This window comes from Stenotrophomonas sp. YJH_SMC_10 (assembly GCF_059371555.1).
The window spans coordinates 1-21239 of sequence record NZ_JCAFUS010000014.1 but is presented as its reverse complement, the minus strand read 5'-3'; the positions used below and the strand labels follow the sequence as shown (position 1 = coordinate 21239).

26 protein-coding genes are annotated in these 21239 nt (G+C 68.5%); 10 read left to right on the top strand and 16 right to left on the bottom strand.

The genetic code is table 11. The features are described 5' to 3' along the window. Nucleotides 1-29: 29 nt before the first annotated feature. From lptB to AC5P9C_RS16600, 5 genes are all read right to left on the bottom strand, one after another. Complete coding sequence (lptB, locus tag AC5P9C_RS16620; protein ID WP_049466089.1) at nucleotides 30-749, bottom strand: LPS export ABC transporter ATP-binding protein; 720 nt, start codon at nucleotides 747-749, stop codon at nucleotides 30-32. Further along, a complete protein-coding gene (lptA, locus tag AC5P9C_RS16615) occupies nucleotides 749-1315 on the bottom strand; it encodes a lipopolysaccharide transport periplasmic protein LptA (RefSeq protein ID WP_049466091.1) in 567 nt (188 codons plus the stop codon). Before lptA ends, lptB begins: the two co-directional genes overlap by 1 nt. 101 nt (nucleotides 1316-1416) lie before the next feature. Continuing rightward, nucleotides 1417-1992: an LPS export ABC transporter periplasmic protein LptC gene (lptC, locus tag AC5P9C_RS16610; protein WP_049466093.1), complete on the bottom strand. Its 576-nt coding sequence runs from the start codon at nucleotides 1990-1992 to the stop codon at nucleotides 1417-1419. Then, on the bottom strand, nucleotides 1989-2537 hold the full coding sequence (locus AC5P9C_RS16605; protein WP_182067544.1) for a KdsC family phosphatase: 549 nt from the start codon (nucleotides 2535-2537) through the stop codon (nucleotides 1989-1991). The genes lptC and AC5P9C_RS16605 overlap by 4 nt, the downstream gene beginning before the upstream one ends. 66 nt (nucleotides 2538-2603) lie before the next feature. Further along, nucleotides 2604-3605 carry a KpsF/GutQ family sugar-phosphate isomerase gene (locus AC5P9C_RS16600; protein ID WP_049466095.1) on the bottom strand — a complete coding sequence of 334 codons (1002 nt, stop codon included), beginning with the start codon at nucleotides 3603-3605 and terminating at the stop codon, nucleotides 2604-2606. A gap of 54 nt (nucleotides 3606-3659) precedes the next feature. On the opposite strand from AC5P9C_RS16600, the gene AC5P9C_RS16595 reads away from it, so the two are divergent. Genes AC5P9C_RS16595 through AC5P9C_RS16585 form a run of 3 tightly spaced genes read left to right on the top strand, consistent with a single transcriptional unit; the run spans nucleotide 3660 to nucleotide 5497 of the window. Beyond that, nucleotides 3660-3890, top strand: a complete 231-nt coding sequence (locus tag AC5P9C_RS16595) for a BolA family protein (RefSeq protein WP_021202589.1) — start codon at nucleotides 3660-3662, stop codon at nucleotides 3888-3890. A gap of 21 nt (nucleotides 3891-3911) precedes the next feature. Beyond that, nucleotides 3912-5183: a UDP-N-acetylglucosamine 1-carboxyvinyltransferase gene (murA, locus tag AC5P9C_RS16590; protein WP_049466097.1), complete on the top strand. Its 1272-nt coding sequence runs from the start codon at nucleotides 3912-3914 to the stop codon at nucleotides 5181-5183. After that, nucleotides 5180-5497: a hypothetical protein gene (locus AC5P9C_RS16585; RefSeq protein WP_049466099.1), complete on the top strand. Its 318-nt coding sequence runs from the start codon at nucleotides 5180-5182 to the stop codon at nucleotides 5495-5497. Before murA ends, AC5P9C_RS16585 begins: the two co-directional genes overlap by 4 nt. Nucleotides 5498-5584: 87 nt before the next feature. Here the strand turns inward: AC5P9C_RS16585 and AC5P9C_RS16580 are convergent, their stop codons facing one another. From AC5P9C_RS16580 to purM, 7 genes are all read right to left on the bottom strand, one after another. Then, nucleotides 5585-6268: a DUF3108 domain-containing protein gene (locus AC5P9C_RS16580; RefSeq protein ID WP_049466102.1), complete on the bottom strand. Its 684-nt coding sequence runs from the start codon at nucleotides 6266-6268 to the stop codon at nucleotides 5585-5587. A gap of 2 nt (nucleotides 6269-6270) precedes the next feature. Further along, the gene (locus tag AC5P9C_RS16575; protein WP_049466104.1) at nucleotides 6271-7098 is read right to left on the bottom strand and encodes a DUF3108 domain-containing protein; all 828 of its coding nucleotides are present in this window, start codon (nucleotides 7096-7098) and stop codon (nucleotides 6271-6273) included. Nucleotides 7099-7166: 68 nt separating this feature from the next. Next, nucleotides 7167-7826, bottom strand: coding sequence for a phosphoribosylglycinamide formyltransferase (gene purN, locus AC5P9C_RS16570; protein ID WP_343541208.1), 660 nt, complete (start codon nucleotides 7824-7826; stop codon nucleotides 7167-7169). Then, a complete protein-coding gene (locus AC5P9C_RS16565) occupies nucleotides 7823-8485 on the bottom strand; it encodes a DUF2238 domain-containing protein (protein WP_343541811.1) in 663 nt (220 codons plus the stop codon). The genes purN and AC5P9C_RS16565 overlap by 4 nt, the downstream gene beginning before the upstream one ends. Nucleotides 8486-8526: 41 nt before the next feature. Then, entirely contained in the window at nucleotides 8527-8949 is a 423-nt protein-coding gene (locus AC5P9C_RS16560) for a hypothetical protein (protein ID WP_343541813.1), read from the bottom strand. Further along, nucleotides 8946-9440 (bottom strand): hypothetical protein, encoded by a 495-nt coding sequence (locus AC5P9C_RS16555; protein WP_343541814.1) that lies wholly within the window; start codon nucleotides 9438-9440, stop codon nucleotides 8946-8948. Before AC5P9C_RS16555 ends, AC5P9C_RS16560 begins: the two co-directional genes overlap by 4 nt. Nucleotides 9441-9461: 21 nt before the next feature. Then, nucleotides 9462-10520, bottom strand: coding sequence for a phosphoribosylformylglycinamidine cyclo-ligase (gene purM, locus AC5P9C_RS16550; RefSeq protein ID WP_049466113.1), 1059 nt, complete (start codon nucleotides 10518-10520; stop codon nucleotides 9462-9464). Nucleotides 10521-10619: 99 nt separating this feature from the next. Here purM and AC5P9C_RS16545 point away from each other — a divergent pair, with 99 nt between their 5' ends. The 3 genes from AC5P9C_RS16545 to hda are packed head-to-tail and all read left to right on the top strand — an operon-like array spanning nucleotide 10620 to nucleotide 13635. After that, nucleotides 10620-11759 carry a DUF2066 domain-containing protein gene (locus tag AC5P9C_RS16545; protein WP_064237791.1) on the top strand — a complete coding sequence of 380 codons (1140 nt, stop codon included), beginning with the start codon at nucleotides 10620-10622 and terminating at the stop codon, nucleotides 11757-11759. Beyond that, on the top strand, nucleotides 11756-12928 hold the full coding sequence (locus tag AC5P9C_RS16540) for an AI-2E family transporter (protein WP_049466117.1): 1173 nt from the start codon (nucleotides 11756-11758) through the stop codon (nucleotides 12926-12928). The genes AC5P9C_RS16545 and AC5P9C_RS16540 overlap by 4 nt, the downstream gene beginning before the upstream one ends. Then, entirely contained in the window at nucleotides 12928-13635 is a 708-nt protein-coding gene (gene hda / locus AC5P9C_RS16535; protein ID WP_049466118.1) for a DnaA regulatory inactivator Hda, read from the top strand. Before AC5P9C_RS16540 ends, hda begins: the two co-directional genes overlap by 1 nt. Nucleotides 13636-14050: 415 nt before the next feature. Here the strand turns inward: hda and murU are convergent, their stop codons facing one another. From murU to AC5P9C_RS16515, 4 genes are all read right to left on the bottom strand, one after another. Next, nucleotides 14051-14761, bottom strand: coding sequence for an N-acetylmuramate alpha-1-phosphate uridylyltransferase MurU (gene murU / locus AC5P9C_RS16530; RefSeq protein ID WP_495205213.1), 711 nt, complete (start codon nucleotides 14759-14761; stop codon nucleotides 14051-14053). Next, nucleotides 14758-15783, bottom strand: a complete 1026-nt coding sequence (locus tag AC5P9C_RS16525) for an aminoglycoside phosphotransferase family protein (protein ID WP_495205212.1) — start codon at nucleotides 15781-15783, stop codon at nucleotides 14758-14760. Before AC5P9C_RS16525 ends, murU begins: the two co-directional genes overlap by 4 nt. Before the next feature lie 64 nt (nucleotides 15784-15847). Next, entirely contained in the window at nucleotides 15848-16117 is a 270-nt protein-coding gene (locus AC5P9C_RS16520) for a GlsB/YeaQ/YmgE family stress response membrane protein (protein WP_005415577.1), read from the bottom strand. A 69-nt stretch (nucleotides 16118-16186) separates the two neighbouring features. Continuing rightward, the gene (locus tag AC5P9C_RS16515; protein ID WP_049467454.1) at nucleotides 16187-17680 is read right to left on the bottom strand and encodes a M20 family metallopeptidase; all 1494 of its coding nucleotides are present in this window, start codon (nucleotides 17678-17680) and stop codon (nucleotides 16187-16189) included. A gap of 216 nt (nucleotides 17681-17896) precedes the next feature. On the opposite strand from AC5P9C_RS16515, the gene AC5P9C_RS16510 reads away from it, so the two are divergent. The 4 genes from AC5P9C_RS16510 (at nucleotide 17897) to AC5P9C_RS16495 (ending at nucleotide 21028) form a co-directional block, all read left to right on the top strand. Further along, nucleotides 17897-18208 carry a ComEA family DNA-binding protein gene (locus tag AC5P9C_RS16510; protein ID WP_414615245.1) on the top strand — a complete coding sequence of 104 codons (312 nt, stop codon included), beginning with the start codon at nucleotides 17897-17899 and terminating at the stop codon, nucleotides 18206-18208. A 351-nt stretch (nucleotides 18209-18559) separates the two neighbouring features. Beyond that, complete coding sequence (locus AC5P9C_RS16505; protein WP_053506914.1) at nucleotides 18560-19642, top strand: L,D-transpeptidase; 1083 nt, start codon at nucleotides 18560-18562, stop codon at nucleotides 19640-19642. A 17-nt stretch (nucleotides 19643-19659) separates the two neighbouring features. Then, on the top strand, nucleotides 19660-20385 hold the full coding sequence (locus tag AC5P9C_RS16500) for a murein L,D-transpeptidase catalytic domain family protein (RefSeq protein WP_053506913.1): 726 nt from the start codon (nucleotides 19660-19662) through the stop codon (nucleotides 20383-20385). A gap of 34 nt (nucleotides 20386-20419) precedes the next feature. Further along, nucleotides 20420-21028 carry a HutD/Ves family protein gene (locus AC5P9C_RS16495; protein WP_074726423.1) on the top strand — a complete coding sequence of 203 codons (609 nt, stop codon included), beginning with the start codon at nucleotides 20420-20422 and terminating at the stop codon, nucleotides 21026-21028. Nucleotides 21029-21239 lie beyond the last annotated feature (211 nt).

Sequence of the window (21239 nt, the reverse complement as noted above, 5' to 3'; positions counted from 1 at the left end):
ACGGAAGGTAAGGGCCCCGGCGCCTGCGGTCACAACTTGAAGGAATCCCCAAGGTAGACGCGACGTACGTCGGCGTTGTCCAGGATCGCCTCCGGCGAGCCCTGGGCCAGCACGGTGCCCTCGGCGAGGATATACGCGCGGTCGCAGATTCCCAAGGTCTCGCGCACATTGTGGTCGGTGATCAACACGCCGATGCCGCGCTGCTTCAGATGGGTGACGATGCGCTGGATTTCGCCCACCGAGATCGGGTCGACACCGGCGAACGGTTCGTCGAGCAGGATCAGGCGCGGCTGCGCGGCCAGGGCGCGGGCGATCTCGCAGCGGCGGCGTTCGCCACCGGACAGGCTGGCACCGAGCTGGTCGGCCACATGGCCCAGCTGCAGTTCGTCGAGCAGGCTGTTCAATTCGCGTTCGCGGCCGGCCGAATCCAGGTCTTCGCGCAGCTCCAGCACCAGCCGCAGGTTGTCGGCCACGGTCAGCTTGCGGAACACCGAGGGTTCCTGCGGCAGGTAGCCCACGCCCTGCTTGGCACGGGTATACATCGGGTCGCCGGTGATGTCCTTGCCGTCGAGCACGATGCTGCCTGCATCGGCGGCGACCAGGCCGACGATCATGTAGAAGCAGGTGGTCTTGCCGGCGCCGTTGGGGCCGAGCAGGCCGACCACTTCGCCAGCGTCGAGGGTGAGCCCGAAGTCCTTGACGACTTCGCGCTGCTTGTAGCGCTTGCGCAGGCCCTTGGCGACGAGCATTACTTCTTGCTCCCGGTCGGCTTGGCCGGCGTGCTGGCCGGAGCCGCCGCCTTGGGCGCAGCGGCCGGCTGTGCAGCCGCGTTCTTGTTCTTCGGCGGAATGACCGTGCGCACGCGGCTGCCATCGCCACCGGAGTTCATCTCGCCGCTGCGGGTGTTGTAGACCATGCGCTGGCCGGCATTGGTGCCGCGCGCGCTGGTGACCTTGTAGTTGCCGGTCAGGGTGATGATCTCGGTCTTGATGTCGTAGTCGATGCGATCGGCCACCGCGTCCATCCAGGTGCCATCGTCGAGCTGCTGCTTCATCGTGGCCTGCTTGCCGGTGAACACCGCACGCACGGCTTCGCCATCCTTCAGGTAGATCTCGGCTTCGGACGAGCGGAGGTCCAGCGTGCCCTGGGTGACGGTCACCCCCTGCGACAGCACGGTCTTGCCGTCGCCGGTCAGCACGCCCGACTGGGCGCCGGCGTCGATGTTCATGTTCTCGTTGCGGTCGGTGGACTTGGCAAAGGCTGCGCTGGGAACAAGGAGACCGAGCGCGAGTACGGCTGCAAAGGGAATCTTCATCGGGGTCCGTTCTACCGGTGGGGCCGCCCGGAAACCCGGGGGCGGGTGGGGGAGCTGCCTTCCTTGCGCCGGTCCGGGGACGTCGCAGGAGGGCGGCGGAATCAGCGTCGGGGCGTGTAACGGCCCTTGGACTGGCTGAGGAAATGATACGTGTTGTTCTTCGAATCCACCTCGAAGCCGACGCCGGACTGTTCCATGCCGGGTCGGGTCATGACCACCCGCGCGTCGGTGCGGGCACGATTCTCCTTCGGGAAGACATCCAGGTGGTCGGTGCGGAAGGTGGTCGGCACCACGCCCGGACCGGCCGGGCTGTCGCCGGCGACATTGCCGCGCAGCTTCATCTGGTCGCCCTTGGCGCTGAGCCAGCCGGTCTCGGCGCGCAGGGTCCAGTGCTTGCCGTCCTTGTCCGGCATCTCGAACAGCGGCGTGGCGATGTTGATGGTCTGGTCGCCACGCTGGCGTTCCAGCAACGGCGCGCGCAGGGTGGTCGATTCCTTGCCCTGCTCATCCAGCGCGACGATCTGGAAGTCGTGCAGGATGTAGTCCACGCCGACGTCCTGGCCGGCCGCGGCCGCGCCCTTGTCGCGGTTGCGCAGGGCCGCCCAGCTGCTGAGCAGCGCGGCCAGCAGCAGGCCGATGCCAAGCACGGTGCGCCAGTTCAGGGTCGGCAGGTTCATGCGCCGAACCTCGCCAGCACCGCGTCCACATGGCCCTGGGCAGCCAGCAGGATGTCGCACAGCTCACGTGCCGCGCCACGGCCGCCATCGGCGCGCGTCTGCCAGTGGACGCGCTCGGCGATCCACGGGTGGGCATTGGCCGGGGCCACTGACAGGCCGACCGCGCCCAGCGGCGCCAGGTCCGGCAGGTCGTCGCCCATGAAGGCCACCTGCTCCAGGCCGATGCCATGCTGCGCACACAGCGCCTGCACGCTGGCCAGCTTGTCGCCCACGGCGATCTGGGTGTCGATGCCGAGGTCGGCGCCGCGCTTGAGCGCGGACTGGCTGTTGCGCGCGGTGATCAGCACGGGGTGGATACCGTGCTGCTGCAGCAGTTTCAGGCCCAGGCCATCCTGCACGAAGTACGCCTTGCTCTCGTTGCCGTCCTTGTCGTAGTACAGCCGACCGTCGGTGAGGGTACCGTCCACGTCGAAGCAGGCCAGGCGGATGCGGGCCGCGGCGGCATGCAGGTGGGCGGGGAAGGCGGGCAGGGGGGACCAGGGCATCAGGGGGGCGGGCTCGGTGGATTCGGGTGGGGCGTTACAGACTGAATGGGGTCTACGGACTGTCGGTTAAACCACCCGGGCCCGCAACAGGTCATGAATGTTCAGGGCGCCGACCGCGCGGCCCTGGCCATCGACCACGATCAGGCCATTGATTTTCTGGGTTTCCATCTGCCGGGCGGCCTCCACGGCCAGCTGGTCGGCGCCGATGGTGCGGGGGTTGCGGGTCATCACATCGGCGATCTTCGCGGTCCGCACGTCCAGCGCGCTGTCCAGCGCCCGGCGCAGGTCACCGTCGGTGAACAGGCCGATCAGCACACCGTCGGCATCGACCACGGCGGTCATGCCCAGCCGTTTGCGGCTCATTTCGACCAGCGCCTCGCTGAGGCTGGCGTCGGCACCCACGCTGGGCAGGTCCTCACCGGTGTGCATGACGTCGGTGATGTGCAGCAGCAGGCGGCGGCCGAGGCTGCCGGCCGGGTGCGAGCGGGCGAAGTCGTCGGCGGTGAAGCCGCGTGCATCGAGCAGGGCCACGGCCAGCGCATCGCCCATCGCCAGCGAGGCGGTGGTGCTGGAGGTCGGCGCCAGTGCCAGCGGGCAGGCCTCGGCCGGCACGCTCACGTCCAGGTGGATGTCGGCGGCGGTGGCCAGGCTGGACTGCGGGCGGCCGGTCATGGAAATCAGCAGGTTGCCCTGGCGCTTGAGCACCGGCAGCAGCATCAGCAGCTCGTCCGACTCACCCGAGTAGGACAGTGCCAGCACCACGTCGTCCTCGGTGATCATGCCCAGGTCGCCGTGGCCGGCTTCACCGGGGTGCACGTAGAACGCCGGTGTGCCGGTGGAGGCCAGGGTGGCGGCGATCTTGCGGGCGATGTGCCCGGACTTGCCCATGCCGGTGGCAACCACCCGGCCGCGACTGGCCAGGATCGCCTGGCAGGCCTGCTGGAAGGCCTCGCCGAGGCGGGTGGCGACCGCGTCGAGGGCCTGCTGTTCGATCTCGAAGACGCGGCGGCCACTGGCGACCAGGCTGGCCGGATCGACGGAACGGGGGGGCAGGAGGGACTCGGCCATGCGGACGCCACGCAGCGGAAGTAGAATGAGCGCTCATTTTATTAGGAAAGCCCGTTGGACGCCGACACCATCCGCAACCTGATCGAAACCGGCCTGCCCGGCGCCCGCGCCGACGTGCGTGGCGACGATGGCGTGCATTTCGAAGCGACCGTGGTCTGCGAGGCCTTTGCCGGCAAGATGCCGCTGGCCCGCCACCGGATGGTCTATGCCACCCTCGGCGACCTGATGGGCGGCGCGATCCACGCGCTGGCGCTGAAAACCGTGACCCCGGCCGAAGCCGGCTGAACCGCAGAAGATCCCCAATACATGGCCAAGATCGTTGTGACCGGCGGCGCTGCGCTGCACGGTGAAGTGAGCATCTCCGGCGCCAAGAACGCCGTCCTCCCCATTCTCTGCGCGACCCTGCTGGCCGATGAGCCGGTGGAGATCACCAACGTGCCGCACCTGCACGACGTGGTCACCACGGTGAAGCTGCTGGGCGAACTGGGCGCCAAGGTCACCATCGACCAGGGTACGCTGTCGCGCGGCAGCGCGATCGTGGTCGATCCGCGGCCGGTCAACCAGCACGTCGCGCCGTACGAACTGGTCAAGACCATGCGCGCCTCGATCCTGGTGCTGGGCCCGCTGCTGGCCCGCTTCGGCGCGGCCGAAGTGTCGCTGCCCGGCGGCTGCGCGATCGGTTCGCGCCCGGTCGACCAGCACATCAAGGGCCTGCAGGCGCTGGGCGCCGAGATCGTGGTCGAGAACGGCTTCATCAAGGCCACGGCCAAGCGCCTGAAGGGGGGCCATTTCACCTTCGACATGGTCAGCGTGACCGGCACCGAGAACGTGCTGATGGGCGCGGTGCTGGCCGAAGGCACCACCATCCTCGACAACTGCGCGATGGAACCGGAAGTGACCGATCTGGCGCATTGCCTGATCGCGCTGGGTGCAAAGATCGAAGGCCTGGGCACCGCGCGCCTGGTCATCGAAGGCGTCGAGCGCCTGTCCGGTGGCCGCCACGAAGTGCTGCCCGATCGCATCGAGACCGGCACCTTCCTGGTGGCCGCAGCGATGACCGGTGGCAAGGTCACGGTCAACCGTGCGCGCCCGAACACCATGGACGCGGTGCTGTCCAAGCTGGTCGAGGCCGGTGCGAAGATCGAGACCACCGACGACACCATCACCCTGGACATGCAGGGCAAGCGGCCGAAGGCGGTCAACCTGACCACCGCGCCGTACCCAGCCTTCCCGACCGACATGCAGGCGCAGTTCATGGCGCTCAACTGCGTGGCCGACGGCGTTGGCGTGATCAATGAAACGATCTTCGAGAACCGTTTCATGCACGTCAACGAACTGCTGCGCCTGGGCGCGGACATCCAGGTCGAAGGCCATACCGCCATCGTGCGCGGCAGCGATCACCTCAGCGGTGCGCCGGTGATGGCCACCGACCTGCGTGCCTCGGCGTCGCTGATCCTGGCCGGGCTGATGGCCCGGGGCGAGACCACCATCGACCGCATCTACCACCTTGACCGTGGCTACGAGAACATCGAAGAGAAGCTGTCTTCGCTCGGCGCCACCATCCGGCGCGTGCCATGATCCTGCGTGGCAAGTTCAGCCCGCGCCGCAAGGCGCTGCTGGCCCTGGTGCTGATCGTGCTGGCGTGGCTGGGCTACGCCTGGTACGCCAACATCGCCATCACCCAGGGCATCGAGCAGAAGGACATGGACTGGAATGGCGATGGCACGGTCTCGCGCGACGAGATCATCGAGTCGTTCTATGCCGTTGCAGTGAACGACAGCCAGGAGGGCAACCGCCATTGCCGCACCTTCGTCTGGCGCAGCACCGGCGAGCAGATCCGCGTGGACTGCCGCACCGAGTTCAAGCCGGCCGCGGCCGAGGAAAAGAAGTAAGAAAAACGCCCGCGAAAGCGGGCGTTTTCTTTGCGCGGTGCCTGGGGCCGGATCCCTTTCCATCGGAAAGGGCTCCGACCCCGGCGCTCAGTTCATCGCCTTGATGGTCAGGTCCAGCGCGTCACGGCCACTCTCACGCTGCAGCATGCGCGCCGGCACCGGGAATTCCGGCACGATCCAGGCGATCAGCTCCTTGTTGCCGTCGGCACGCGAGACCTTGGTGGCTTCGTAGCTCTTGCCGCCCACGGTGATCGACTCCTTGCCGACCACGCGATAGGTCATGTTCTTGATGCGGCCTTCGTCGACCATGCGATAGGTCAACGGCTTGCCGGCCGCCAGGTCGCGGGCGATCGCCAGGTTGATCAGCAGGGCATCCATGTCACCGGCCTTCAGCGCGATCGGGCCAGCCCGGTCCGGCTTGATGTCGCCGGTCCAGGTGGCCTGGTTGCTGGTCCAGTTGTAGGTGGCCTGCACGTTGCGCTTCTTGACCAGCAGCGCCGAACGGTCCTGGCTGCTGAGCGGGCGCAGCTGGCCGCGTACTTCCTCGAACACGGTGCTCTGGCTCAGGTCTGCCAGCTGGTTCTTCACCTGCAGCGTGTAGCGCCACTTGTTGGCGCCCTCGCTGCTCAGGGTCATGCTGCCATTGGCCTGCATGCCCATGTAGCTGGCGAGATAGTCGGCCTTGAACGGCTGCAGGGCCATGGCCGGCAGGCTGGCCACCGACAGGGCGGCCGCAGCGATCCAGGCGAGGGGGCGGGTCAGGGTGCTCATGCTCAGACTCCTTGGTATTCGATCAGGCGCAGATCGACGCGGTCTTCGCCGTCTTCGCGTTGCAGGATGCGCACCGGGGTGGGAACTCCGTTGGCGATCCAGAGGATGGTTTCATTGTTGCCGCCGTTGGTCCGGTAGACCCGCAGCGCGTTGTAGGACAGGTCGCCGACTTCGACGTTCTCGGTCTGCGGCGCGGCCTGGTAGTCATGCTGGCGGACCTTGCCCATGTCCACGTAGCGGTAGTGCATGGTGGCACCCGGACGGGCGTCGCGCATGATCGCCAGATTGATCAGCAGGGCACTCTGGTCGCCCGGCTGCAGCGGAATCGGCTGCGCACGCTTCTTCTCGACGTCGCCGCTCCACTGCGCGGTACCGGCCTGCCAGTTGTACGTGCCGACCGCCTTCTTGCCGAGGAACAGGCCCTTGCGCACCGTGCTCTGGCTCAGCGGTGCATAGGCGCCGGCGCGCTCCTCGAAGACCGTGCTCTGCTCGATGTTCAGGCCCAGCACGCTGGCGAACCCGCGGCGGCCGACCACCTGCATGTCGACCCGCCACTGGTTGCCGCCGGTATGGGTGACCTGCATGCTGGCATCGCCGGCCTCCTTGCCCTTGTAGAAGGCCTGGTAGGTGGCGCTGAACGGCTGCAGCGGCGGCGGTTCCCACGCCAACGCCGGCAGGGCCGGGGCCGCCGCTTCGGCCGGCGGCTGCACCGCTGGCACCGGCGCCGGAGCGGGCGAGGCGGCAGGCGCCTGCGCCTGGCCCCAACCCACGCCGGGAAGCACGACAAGCGACAGCAGCAGTGAAGTGGACAGCAGGGTCGTGGTCTTCATGGAAGAGAGGAGCCGCAGGAGGTGGGCAGGATGCCAGCCCCGCAGTCAGCGGGGCGTGTGCGTGGGCGTTACCGGTTCAGGTTCCCGGCGGAATCTAGGGCCAGCGGGCTAAACAGGGGGTGACCGTCCAGTTGCGGCTGGCCCTCCCGTTCAGTCAGGCGGCCGGCGCACAGCAGCCGCAGCGTGGCGATCAGCAGGGGATGCTCCACCGCCAGCACGCGTGTGGCCAGGGTGTTGGCGTCATCGCCGGGCAGCACCGGTACCCGCACCTGGGCCAGCACGGCGCCGGCGTCCAGCTCGGGTACGACCAGGTGCACGCTGGCACCGTGCTCGGCGTCGCCGGCGTCCAGTGCCCGCGCATGCGTGTCCAGCCCCTTGTGCAGCGGCAGCAGGGAGGGGTGGATGTTGACCAGGCGGCCATTGAAGCGCTGCACGAAGGCGGCGCCGAGAATGCGCATGTAGCCGGCGCAGACGATCCAGTCCGGCGCGACGGCGGCCAGTGCATCGCCCAACGCCTGCTCGTAGGCCGCGCGGTCCTGGAATTCCTTCGGCGCATGCGCCCAGCGCAGCGCAGCGTCGACCCGCTGCAGCGCGGCGGCAGCGGGGCGGTCGGAGAACACGCCGACGACCTCGGCGGGCAGGCGGCCGCCGGCAATCGCATCGAGGATGGCCTGCAGGTTGCTGCCACGGCCGGAGGCAAGCACCGCAATGCGGGTGGGCGTGGTCATGGCCGGGCGCTCCGGCGGATCAGCGGCCAGGTCAGCAGGCTGCCCACGGTGGCCAACAGCATGTCGGCGTGCGCGTCCCACATGTCACCCTGCTGCCCGTTGTAGGCCTCGGCGGCATCCGGGGACAGGGCCAGCGCGATGGCCCACTCGAACCACTCGTAGACCAGGCTGGCGCACATCACCGTCATCACCGCCAGGATGAAGGCCTGGCCCCGACGCAGGGCCGGCCACGCGTGGCGTGCCAGCTGCAGCAGCGCCGGCGTGAAGCAGACGCCGAACAGGAAGTGGATGAGGCGGTCGAAATGATTGCGCTGCCAGCCGAACGCCGCGTTGGGCGACCAGCCGGTCAGCGCCTGCGCCCACGCGTCGTAGGGCACGTTCGAGTACAGCCAGCGCGCCGCCACGCAATGCAGCGCGATGAAGCCGCAGATCGCGATGAACGGGCCGTTGCCCAGCCAGCCACCACGGCGGTCGACCCACAGCAGGGCGGCCAGCCCGACCACGGTCAGCGTGCTGTGCAGGGCCTGCTCGGTGGGCCAGAGCGGATGGATCCAGCTGATTGCGAACACTGCCAGTACGGCGGCAAAGGCCAGCCGCTTGGGGCCCGGGAAACGGGAGGCGGTGGGCGGGGCGGTCGTCGGTAGTGCGGGCGCGGACATGGGGAGTCGATCAGGGGAGGGCGGAGCGTCTGCCGGCAAGCTCAGACGCGGAGATGGTCGCCGCGGTCGAACAGGGCGGCCATGTCCGGCCTGGACAGGAACACCCAGGCATAGGCGGTCAGGGCCATGCCCAGCGGGCCGGCCAGTACCGCCAGCCAGGCCGCGCGCTGGCACCAGGCCAGCCCGGTGCGGCGCGACAGCAGGCGCGCGGTGTGCAGCTGCACGAAGCCAATCGCGGCAGCCAGCACTGAAACTACGCCGTACACGGTGGCCAGTACCGCGCCATCGTCCAGCCCGCGCGCGCTGGCGACCAGGCCGATGAAACCGAGGAAGGCCAGCGCGGCCACCCAGTGGAAAACCGCCAGCGCGTAGAACAGTACCTTCAGCGTCTGCAGGTGGCTGGCCAGCTGCAGGTGCGCCAGGGTCTGATGCGGCAGCGGCGGTGGATTGCCGGAGGCGGTCATGCGGCCGTGGCCGGAGCGTCGAACGCGGCCTTGACCTGCGGGCGCAGCAGGGTGATCAGGCTGAACACCCCCAGCACCGTGCCGACCGGCGTGAACAGGCAGGCCAGGCCGGCCGCGATCAGGCACAGCAGGTGACGGCGACGGCGGGCCAGGCAGCGGCCGGCGTAGGCCACGAACGCGCCCAGGGTGACGCCACCGAACACGATGACACAGCCGATCAGGACGAACATCCAACCGAACACGCGCTGTTCGGCCGGCGACGAGGGCTGGCCGCCGGAGTTCATCGGCAGGTTGCCGGTGAGCGCGGTGACGCCGAGCACGATGTGGACGATGAAGATCAGCGAGAACAGCGCGATCAGGCCGCCGACCACGTAGTGCGCGATGGCCAGCATGCGCAGGTGGTCGGCATCCTGGACGCTGAACGCCGGTACCGTCGCCAGCGGCGGCGGCACGGGTGCGGGGGCGGGCAACACGGGGGGCGTTGCGTCCATGCGGGCTCCTCGGCGTCGGGTTCAGCCGATGCGGACGCGCTCGGCGCCTTCAGCGGTCACCACCTGGCCGATGGTCCAGTGGTCCAGGCCCTGGGCCTTGACCGCCTCGGACACCGCAGCGACCTGGTCGGCGGCCACGATCAGCACGAAGCCGATGCCGCAGTTGAAAGTGCGCCACATCTCGCTGTCGGCCACCGCGCCTTCCTTCTGCAGCCACTGGAACACCGGCGGCAGGGTCCAGGACGAGGCCTGGATGTCCAGGCCGAGGCCATCGGGTACCACGCGGATGATGTTCTCGGTCAGGCCGCCACCGGTGATGTGGGCCATGCCGTGGATGGCGGCACCGTGCGACTTCAGCAGCGCCAGGATCGGCTTCACATAGAGGCGGGTCGGTGCCATCAGCGCGTCGACCAGCTTCACCCCGCCTTCCAGCTCCAGGTCGGCCGGGCGGCCGGCGCGGTCGTAGATGCGGCGTACCAGCGAGTAGCCGTTGGAGTGCGGGCCGGACGAGGCGATGCCGATCAGCACGTCGCCTGCGGCCACGCTGGCGCCGTCCTTCAGCTCGCTCTTCTCGACTGCGGCGACGGTGAAGCCGGCCAGGTCGTACTCGCCCGGGGCATACATGTCGGGCATTTCAGCGGTTTCACCGCCGATCAGCGCGCAGCCGGCCTCGGTGCAGCCGTTGGCGATGCCGCCCACGACCGCTGCGGCGGTGTCGATGTCCAGCTTGCCGGTGGCGAAGTAGTCCAGGAAGAACAGGGGCTCGGCACCCTGCACCAGCACGTCGTTCACGCACATGGCGACCAGGTCGATGCCGATCGTATCGTGGCGGTTCAGCTGGTGGGCCAGCTTCAGCTTGGTACCCACGCCGTCGGTGCCCGACACCAGCACCGGCTCGCGGTACTTGTTGGACAGGTCGAACAGGGCCCCGAAGCCGCCCAGGCCACCCATCACTTCCGGGCGGAAGCTGCGCTTGACCAGGGGCTTGATCCGCTCGACCAGCGCGTTGCCGGCGTCGATGTCGACCCCCGCGTCACGGTAGGTGAGGGGGGAGGGGGCGGAAGACGGGGTGTTGGTCACGGGCGTCGGCGCTGGCAGGGGTTGAACGGGCGATTTTAACAGGCCGCATTGGCGCAAAGGCCGTATTCGGGCAACAATTCCCCCGGATTCGTCGAGCCAATGGATGTCCTGATGCGCCGCAGCCTGATTCTGACCCTGCTCCTTGCACTGAGCCTGCCGGTGGCCACGATGGCCCAGAGCGGCCTGCGCACCGAGGGAGATGTCGCCACCGCTTCGGGGGCCTACGAGGCCGAAGTGCCCGTCAACAGCCAGGCCGAGGCCGATCGCAACGGTGCCCTGGCCCGTGCCCTGAGCGTGGTGCTGGGCAAGCTGTCCGGCGATCGCAACGTGATGTCACGCCCCGGCGTGGTGCAGGCGCTGCGCAATGCCAAGGACTACGTGGCCAGCTACGACTACAAGCAGGACCAGAGCGTGGGCGCCAGCGGCGCGCCGAGCTTCCGGACCCTGCTGGTGGCCCGCTTCCGCGAGGACGACGTCGATGCGCTGGTCTCGGCGCTCGGCCTGCCGCTGTGGCCGCAGCCGCGGCCGAAGCCGGTGCTGTGGCTGGCGGTCGATGACGGCAGCGGCCCGCGCCTGGTCAGCGTGCAGCAGGCCAACGCCGCCCGCCCGTTGCTGAACCGTGCCATCGAGCGGGGCTACAAGCTGGGCCTGCCCAGCGGCGGCGCTGCCGAACAGGCCCTGGCCGGGGCCATCTGGCGCCAGGACAGTGCCGCCGTGGCCCGCGCCTCCTCGCGCTACTCGCCACCGATGCAGCTGATCGGCAAGCTGTACCGCGCCAATGGCGGCTGGCAGGCGGACTGGGTGTTCGTCGACAACGGCCGTGAACTGAACAAGTGGACCAGCAAGGACGCCAACGCCATGCGCGCGATGGCGGCCGGCGCCGATGGCGCCGCCGACGCGCTGGTCAAGCGCTACGCCAAGGCGGGGGCGGCCACCGGCCAGGCCGGCACCTACCGCGTGGTGGTGACCGGCATCAACAGCGCCGATGACTACCTGCGCCTGGCCGCGGGCCTGCGCGAAGTGCCGGTGGTGCGTACTGTGACCCCGCTGCACGCCTCGGCCGGCCAGCTGGAGCTGAGCGTGGAGATGACCACCGGCCTGGCCGGCTTCAACCGCATGCTCGGCGACAACGGCGTGCTGGTACCCAGTGCGCCGCTGCCGGCGCTGCCGACCCCGATCGATGACACCACCGGTGCCCCGGTGGCCGCGCCGGTCAGCAACGAGTACCGCCTGCGATGACCCTGACCCCGGAAGCTGAAATCGCGCAGTTCCTGCGCCGGCTGAAGTACATCCTGTTCGCCGGCCTGATCGGCTGGGTGGTGTGGCTGCTGGCGCCGATCCTGACCCCGTTCGTGATGGCGCTGGCGCTGGCGTGGCTGGGCGACCCGCTGGTGGACCGCATCGAGGCCACCGGCCGCTCGCGCATGACCGGCGTGGTGCTGGTGTTCGCGGCGATGGTGCTGGTGATCGTGGCGCTGCTGCTGGTGCTGGTGCCGATGATCGAGCGCCAGATCACCACCCTGATCGCGGTCGCGCCGCAGGCACAGGCGTGGCTCATGGAAAAGGGGATTCCCTGGTTCGAGCAGAAGACCGGCCTGGAAGTGATGCAGTGGCTGGACCCGGACCGCCTGATCGAGTGGGTGCGCAGCCACTGGCAGCAGGCCGGCGGTTTCGCCACCACGTTCATGGGCTACGTGTCGCGTTCGGGTTTTGCGATGGTGACCTGGGTGGTCAACATCCTGCTGCTGCCGATCCTGGCGTTCTACTTCCTGCGCGACTGGGACAAGCTGGTGGAGCGGGTGGCCTCGGTGATCCCGCGCAACCACATCGGCACCATCAGCGCGCTGGCGCGTGAGTCCAACGAAGTGCTGGGGGCGTTCATCCGCGGCCAGTTCCTGGTGATGCTGGCATTGGGCGTGATCTATGCCGGTGGCCTGTCGCTGGTCGGCCTCAAGCTGGGCCTGCTGATCGGCCTGATTGCCGGCTTGATCAGCTTCATCCCGTACCTGGGCGCGACCACCGGCGTGCTGATGGCGGTGATCGCCGCGCTGGTGCAGGCGCAGGGCTTCGACCTGAAGCTGCTGATCCTGGTCGGCGTGGTGTTCACCGTGGGCCAGTTGCTGGAAAGCTACGTGCTGACCCCGCGCATCGTCGGCGACAAGATCGGCCTGCACCCGGTGGCGGTGATCTTCGCGGTGATGGCCGGCGGCCAGCTGTTCGGCTTCCTCGGCATGCTGCTGGCGCTGCCGGTGGCGGCGGTGACCAACGTGCTGCTGCGCTACGCCCACCAGCGTTATCGCCAGAGCGAGCTGTACGTGGGCGAGAAGCCGGCGATCGTGCTTGACGGGGTGGTCGACCAGCCCCATATCCTGCTCGATCCGAACGACAAGGGCCCCGACCTGAAGTGATGGGTGTGCCGCAACTGCCGCTGGCCCTGCATTACCCGCGGGACCAGCGCCTGGAGACCTTCATCGGCGCGCCGGATGGCGCGCTGGCGCAGCTGCGCGCGATCGCGGTTGGCGCCAGCCACGATTGGGTCTACCTGGAAGGCGCGGCGGGCACCGGCAAGACCCACCAGGCGCTGGCGATGTGCTCCAGCGCCGAGCAGGCCGGGCGCCTGCCGACCTACGTGCCGCTGGCCAGCGCCGCCGGCCGTGTCCGTGCGGCGCTGGACGGGCTGGATGCGCGCGAACTGGTGGCGTTGGACGGCCTGGATGAAGTGGCCGGCAATCGCGAGGACGAGGTCGCGCTGTTCGACTTCCACAACCGTGCACGTGCGGCTGGAGTCACTGTGCTGTACACGGCGCAGAAGTCGCCGGGCGAGCTGGGCCTGCTGCTGCCCGACCTGCGCTCGCGGCTGGGCCAGTGCGTGCGCGTGCTGCTGCAGCCGCTGGATGAGGAAGGCCGTGCCGCGGTGCTGCGCGAGCGCGCGCTGCGCCGTGGCCTGGCGATCGATGAGGCGGCCATCGAGTGGCTGCTGTCGCACACCGGTCGCGAGCTGGGCGGATTGATCACGCTGCTGGACTGGCTGGACCGTGAGTCGCTGGCGGCGAAACGGCGGATCACCGTGCCGTTCCTGCGCCAGGTGCTGGAAGAAGGTCGGCCCCGTTACTGAGGTGGGGTTTGTTTGCAGGGCTGCGCCCTGCACCCGCGGTAGTGCCGGCCGCTGGCCGGCAACGTCAACAGCAACGTCAACGTCAACGGCAGAAGCTGGCTTCCTGAGGGGAGGCGGGGTGGCTCAGGTTGCGGGGGACGGCGCAAGTACGTCCCTGTAGCCTCGGTCGCGCCATCCATGGCGCTCACGCCCCCGCAACCTGAGCCACCCCGCCTTCGACAGGTTCCCGCGGCTGTTGGTGGGTGTCGACCTTGGTCGACACCCGAGCAAGCGCAGCGAAGCGACCCGCTTTTGCTTTTCTTTCTTTCTTCCGTGGCTGGACGCGCACGGAAACTGTCAGAGGCCGGGCGCCCGCCCGGCCAACTCACATGCCAGTCGACTAACAGTCGACTCTACGCGACCAACCACGAGGGGCTCAGCCGTTCGCCGCCAACTCCACATCCAGCGCGCGCAGGCGATCCACGGTACCCACGTCGGTCCAGCGCCCGCGATGGTGCTGCCCGGTCATCAACCCCTGCGCCATGAAATGCTTCTGCAGCGGCACCACCGAGAACTTCGGCGGCAGCCGTTCGCTGCCCGGCGCGTCGCCGATCACCGCGCGCCAGTCGGCCACGATCGACGGACGGTACACGCCGATGCCGGCATAGGTCAGGCACGGCCCTGCGCGATCGTGGTGCAGCAGCCCCTGTGCATCCAGACGGTAGTCGCCGTCCGGGTGCTGTACAGGATTGTCGACCAGCACCAGGTGCGCCTGGCCCTGCGGCTCGCGCGGTAATGCAGCGAAATCAAAATCGGTCCAGATGTCGCCGTTCACCACCAGGAACGGGGCGTCGCCCAGCACCGGCAGTGCGTTGAGGATGCCGCCACCGGTTTCCAGCGGGGTCTGTCCTTCGTACAGGAAATGCAGGCGCAGGCCCCATTGGTGGCCATCGCCCAGCGTTGCCGGGAACTGCTCGGCCAGCCACGCAGTGTTGACCACCACCTCGCGCACGCCGAGTGCCGCCAGGCGTTCCAGTTGCCAGACGATCAGCGGCTTGCCGGCCACTTCCAGCAACGGCTTGGGCGTGTGCAGGGTCAGCGGGCGCATGCGCTCGCCCAGTCCTGCGGCAAAGATCAGCGCCTTCATCGGGCCACGCGCAGCGGCGCACCCAGCTCAGCCAACGCCGGCTTGATGCGGTCCTCCAGCAGCCGCTGCAGCGGTGCCAGTTCGGGATAGCGCGGCAGCACTTCATCCAGGTAGCCGATGAAGCGCGGCGCGTCGTCCAGGTAGTGGCCCTTGTTGTCGCGGTAGCGCAGGCGGCAGAACAGGCCGAGGATCTTGACGTGGCGCTGGATGCCCATCCAGTCGGCATCGCGCAGGAACGTGGCGCGGTCGGGCACCGGCAGGCCGGCATCGCGCGCGTGCGCGTGGTACTGCGCCAGCCACGCGTCCACGCGTTGCAGCGGCCAGCTCAGGAAGGCGTCCTTGAACAGGCTCACCGCGTCGTAGGCGATCGGGCCACGCACCAGGTCCTGGAAATCCAGCACCGCAGGGCCATCGTCGACCGGCATCAGGTTGCGCGGCATGTAGTCGCGATGGGTCATCAGCTGGGCCTGGCCCAGCGCGTTGTCCATCAGCCGGCGGTGCACCAGTTGCAGGCCTTCGATCTCGCCGCAGTCCAGCTGCAGGTTCAGGTGGCGCTGCAGGAACCATTCGTCGAACAGGCCGGCATCGCGCTGCAGCAGCGCTTCGCCGAACTGGCCGAAGTCGGCCGGCACCGGAATCGCCTGCAGGCGCAGCAGCTGTTCGATCGCGCGGCCGAACCATTCATCGGCGTTGCGCTCGTCGAGGATCCTGGCCAGGGTCGGGCCGCCGAGATCTTCCAGCAGCAGGAAGCCGGCCTGCAGGTCCTGCGCCAGCAGTGCGGGTACGCGCAGGCCGTTGTCATGCAGCAGGCCGCGCATGCGCAGCCAGGGTCGCGGATCTTCCAGCCCGGGCGGCGCGTCCATCACGATGTGGCTGCCGCGCGTGCTGGTGGTGCGCCAGTAGCTGCGCATGCCGGCGTCGACCGAGGCGCGCTCGACCACGGCGTTGGCATCCTCGAGCTGGGTACGGGCCCACTGCAGGCGCTGCGCGCTGCGCTGGGGATCGGAGGCGGGTTCGGTCATGCGGGCATATCCGGGCGCGCCGGGCGCGCCAACGTCGGCAACAGGAAGGAAAGGGGGAACGGCGTCAGCGGCGACCGCTGAACAGGCGCAGGACGGCCAGCACGGCCACCGCGCCCACCACCGCACCGAGGAAACCGGCCGGTTCGCCGGGGGCGTACCAGCCCATGTACTGGCCGAACCAGCCGGCCAGCAGGGCACCGAGGATGCCCAGCACGATGGTCAGCAGGCAGCCCATGCGGTTGTTGCCGGGCATGAAGAAACGCCCGAGCAGGCCGACGAAGAAGCCGACCAGCAGGATGTACAACCAGCTGCTGCTGCCGAACAGACCATTCATGCGCGCGGATTCCGCTTGAGTGTGGACGCAGCCTAGCAAGGCCAGGCTGCGTCCGTCACCGGTGCCGGGTCAGCAGCAGCCGTGGTCGCCGTGGCGGGTACCGCTGTCGGCCGCTACCGGCGAACCGCTGGTCTCGCCGCGCAGGCTGGCGGCGTAGTGCTCGCTGATCACCTTGGACACGCAGGCGGTCACCTTCTTGCCCATCGGGATGTGCAGGAACTCGTTCGGGCCATGCGCATTGGAGTGCGGGCCGAGCACGCCGGTGATCATGAACTGCGCACCCGGGAACTTCTCGCCCAGCATGCCCATGAACGGGATCGAGCCGCCTTCGCCCATGTACATCGCCGGCTTGCCGAAGAAGGCCTGGCTGGCGTCCTCGATGGCCTGGGTCAGCCACGGCGCCATCGCCGGGGCGTTCCAGCCGGTAGAGGCCTTTTCCAGGTCCAGGGTGACCTGCGCGCCGTTCGGCGGATCGCGCAGCAGCGCTTCCTTCAACAGTTCGCCGCAGGTCTTGCCATCGGCGGTCGGCGGCAGGCGCAGCGACAGCTTCACCGAGGTCTGCGGGCGCAGCACGTTGCCGGCCGATTCCAGCGGCGGCATGCCGCCGACGCCGGTGACCGACAGGGCCGGGCGCCAGGTGCGGTTGAGCACCAGCTCGGTCAGGTCCTCGTTCATCGGACGCAGGCCGTCGACCATCGGGAACTTCTCGAAGATCTCGGTATCGACCACTTCGGCGGCGCGCTTGGCCTGTTCCAGGCGTTCGGCCGGGATCTCCACGTTCATGCCGTCGATCAGGATGCGGCCGGTGTCCTGGTCCTCGATGCGCGACAGCAGCTGGCGCAGCAGGCGGAAGCTGGACGGCACCACGCCGGAGGCATCGCCGGAGTGCACGCCTTCGTTGAGCACCTTCACGGTGAAATTGCCGCCGGTCAGGCCGCGCAGCGAAGTGGTGCACCACAGCTGGTCGTAGTTGGCGCAGCCCGAATCCAGGCAGACCACCAGCGACGGCTTGCCGATGCGGTCGGCCAGGTGGTCGACATAGGCCGGCAGGTCGTAGCTGCCGGACTCTTCACAGGCTTCGATCAGCACCACGCAGCGTGCGTGCGGCAGGCCCTGGGCCTGCAGCGCCAGCACCGCGGCCAGCGAGCCGAAGATGGCGTAGCCGTCGTCCGCACCGCCGCGGCCATACAGCTTGTCGCCACGCAGGACCGGGGTCCACGGGCCGAGATCGTCGTCCCAGCCGGTCATTTCCGGCTGCTTGTCCAGGTGGCCGTAGAGCAGGATGGTGTCGTCACCGGTCTCGGCGCCGGTGGCCGGAATTTCCAGGAAGATCAGCGGGGTACGGCCTTCCAGGCGCACGACTTCAACCGTCAGGCCGGGCAGCTGCTGGGCCTTGGCCCAGTTCTCCATCAGGGTGACCGCCTGTTCCATGTAGCCGTTCTGCACCCAATTGGCGTCGAACATCGGCGACTTGTTGGGAATGCGGATGTAGTCGACCAACTGCGGGACGATTTCGCTGTCCCACTTGTCATTGACGAATTGGCCGAGCTTGGCGCTGTCCATCTGATACTCCGGTTGCATGGGCTGTGATCGCGCCATTCTACGCCTGTGCCGCGGGTAGGGTTTTTCCTACATCACGTCGGGTATTTGGCTGGCTTACGGAAATCCGGGAAACCGATAGGCTGTGCACATGTGGTGACGGACACTGTTCCTGCCGACGGGATTGCCGGTCGGGGCGGCCAGAATCACAGGGAGATACACGTCGTGCCTTGGAGTGTCGTGTTGAGGGCACTGGTGCTGGTAGTGGGGATCGCTGGGGCGCATGCCGCCGAACCGATCGACATCAACCGCGCCGATGCCCATGCGCTGCAGCAGGGACTGACGATGGTCGGAGCCGCCAAGGCCGAGGCGATCGTCGAGCACCGGCGCAGACACGGCCCGTTTCATCGCGTCGAGGACCTGACGCAGGTGAAGGGGATAGGGAAAGCGATCGTCGAACGGAATCGACAGCGGATCACCGTAGGCAACAGAGTGTTGCCGGCGGATCCGGTACCCGGATCGGTACCGGTGAGGACCGTACCCAGGCGCTGACAGCAGGAATCGTCGGAACCGGCAGGAGGCTGGTTCACCGGTCGCGGACAGGAAGGCCGTGACCACCGACCGCCGCAGGACGCGGCACCAATCACCAGGATGGTGGCATCACAGACCTGTGGAAGGGGCTGAGATACAAACAGGACAGACGCGGCCGCGTGCAGGACGCAACGCTACCCCCACAGCGCAGGATGCGAGGGGGCGGCAGCAGGCCGACAGGGACGTAACGATTGCCCGGTACGACACATGGCTGTGTCGCCGGGCAGTTTCATTTCCGGCGCCTGGATTTGCCGCGGCCACCACGGGCCGATGGTGTACGGTGGCCGCTCCGCATGGAAAGGACCCCGCTGGATGCCTGCGCACCGCCTTACACCCCTGATGCTCGCCCTGGCACTGACCCTGCCGCTGCTGGCCCACGCCGCTGCGCCGACGACGGCTGCCAAGCCGGCAGCTGCCGCCAGCACCGCCGACGTGCGCGGGCCGACCGACCTGAAACCGGGCGAATACCTGTGGCATCCGGAAATCTCGCCGACCGGCCCGATCGTGCTGGTGGTCAGCCTCGATGAGCAGCGGGCGTACGTCTACCGCAACGGCATCGCCATCGGCCTGACCACGATCAGCTCGGGCAAGGCCGGGCACGAAACACCGACCGGGGTGTTCACCATCCTGCAGAAGGACAAGGACCACAAGTCCAACCTCTACAACAGCGCGCCGATGCCCTACATGCAGCGGCTGACCTGGGACGGCATCGCCCTGCACGGCGGCAGCCTGCCGGGGCATCCGGCCTCGCATGGCTGCGTGCGCCTGCCGCAGGCCTTCGCGCAGAAGCTGTTCAGCGAAACCCAGCGCGGCGACACGGTGGTGGTGGCCGATGCCAAGAGCTCGCCGATGACCCTGGCCTATCCGTCGGTCCTGGCGCCGGTCAATGCCCGCGGGCAGGCCCTGCCGGAGGCAGAGGGCGGGGCGCCGGCGCAGGCGTGGTGGAACGACAGCGCCGCGCCGGCCGGTCAGGTCGGCATCCTGGTCAGCCTGCATGACCAGCGCCTGTACGTGCTGCGCGATGGTGTGATGATCGGCGAGTCGCCGCTGAAGGCCGACGCCCTGCCGGCGTTCCAGGGCACGACGCTGTTCGTGATGGGGCAGGGCTACAGTGATACGCCCAGCCCGCTGGACGTGAACCAGCGCCTGCACCAGTGGACGGCCTACCCGCTGCTGGGCCAGGACCGTGCCCAGGCCACGCCGGACCTGCTGGCCACGCCCTCGCTGCCGATGGCGCTGCCGGCCGATTTCGCCCGCCAGCTGTACCAGGTACTGGTGCCGGGCACGACCCTGCTGGTGACCTCGCTGCCGGCGGTCCGCCCAAGCCCGGCTGAATCCGGAATGCAGCCGGTCTTGGAATCCGAGCCGCCAGGGTCCACCCTCAAGGGCAACTGAGTCCCCTCGTTGTGCCCATGACTGCATCCCGCCTGTGCCGGCTGGCCGCGTTCGGCCTGCTGGCGACCTCGGCCAGCGCCCCGGCGCTGGCACAGACGCCCGCCCTCGCCACCTCTGCCGATGACCTGGCTGCGCTGTTGTCGCGCAGCGCGCCCAGGGCCGACCGCCACGTGCTGCAGCTGGCGGCGCACGCCATGCGCTGCGCGCTGCAGCGGCCGGAGCTGGGCATCAACGGTGATCGCCTCAGCGTGATCGACTATTCGCGGCCGTCCACCGAGCCGCGCCTGTGGGTGTTCGACCTGGCGCACCAGCGCCTGCTGTTCGAGGAATGGGTGGCGCACGGCCGCAACAGTGGCGAGAACCGCACCGAACACTTCTCCAACCGCGACGGCAGTTTCATGTCCAGTCTCGGCGCGTTCACCGCGCAGGAGACCTACATGGGCGGCAACGGGTATTCGCTGCGACTGGCCGGGCTGGAGCCGGGCTTCAACGACCGCGCGCGCGAACGCGCGATCGTCATCCATGGCGCGCCCTACGTGAACCCGGCCACCGCTCAGCTGCAGGGGCGGCTGGGCCGCAGCCTGGGTTGCCCGGCGGTGCGCCTCTCGGTGGCCAAGCCACTGATCGATGCGTTGCGCGGCGGCACCATGGTGTTCGCCTATTACCCCGACCAGGACTGGCTGAAGCATTCGCAGCTGCTGGGCGGCGAGTGTGGTGGCCAGGGGACGCTCGCTACACGGTGATGCACCGCGGCGCGCGGCATGATGCAATGCGCCGATGAACATCGACTCCCTGCTGCACACCCCGAGCCAGGTCATCTCCAGCCTGGACTACCGCCGCGAACGCTGGCGCAACGGCCTGGGCTGGACCCGCGAGATCCTGCGCCTGCCCGCACAGGGCGACGACTGGGCGCTGCGCCTGTCAGTGGCCGAGATCGAGCAGGATGCCGCGTTTTCCGCTTTCCCCGGCGTGGAGCGCGAACTGGTGCTGCTGCAGGGCAACGGCGTGCGCCTGCGTTTCGAAGACGGCCGCGTGGCCGAAGTGCTGCCGCCGCATGGACGGATACGGTTTGCCGGTGAAGAGGCGCTGCATGGCGAGCTGGTCGATGGCACCACCCACGACTTCAACCTGATGTGGAAGCGCGAGCTGCTGCAGGCCGAACTGCTGCACCGGCCGCTGGTTGGGTCGATGTTCTTCTTCTGCGAACCGGGCGTAGCCTGGGCGCTGCACCTGCTGGCTGGCCAGGCCGAGTTCGGTGCCGACAGCGGCCTGCCGCCGCTGCAGGCCGGCGATACCGCGTGGTTGTCAGCGGGTGAACGGCAGCGGCACGCGTTGCAGGGCGGGGGCGAGTTGCTGGCGATACGGGTGAGTGCGGCAGAGGGGTGATTCCCCGGCGCCGTTGGGCACCATCCACGCATGGCGTGGATCTTATCTCTTGCCGATCTGGCACCTTGGTTGCCGAGAGCCCGGCGTGGGCGACCGTGTGGATCCAGGTCTTGCGACCGAGAAGTAGCTTGGGTCCCCACGCCGGATTCTCCCTGAACCGCCCGAACAGTTGGTTGAGTTGGCGCTCGAACTGATAAGACTGGGCAAGCGG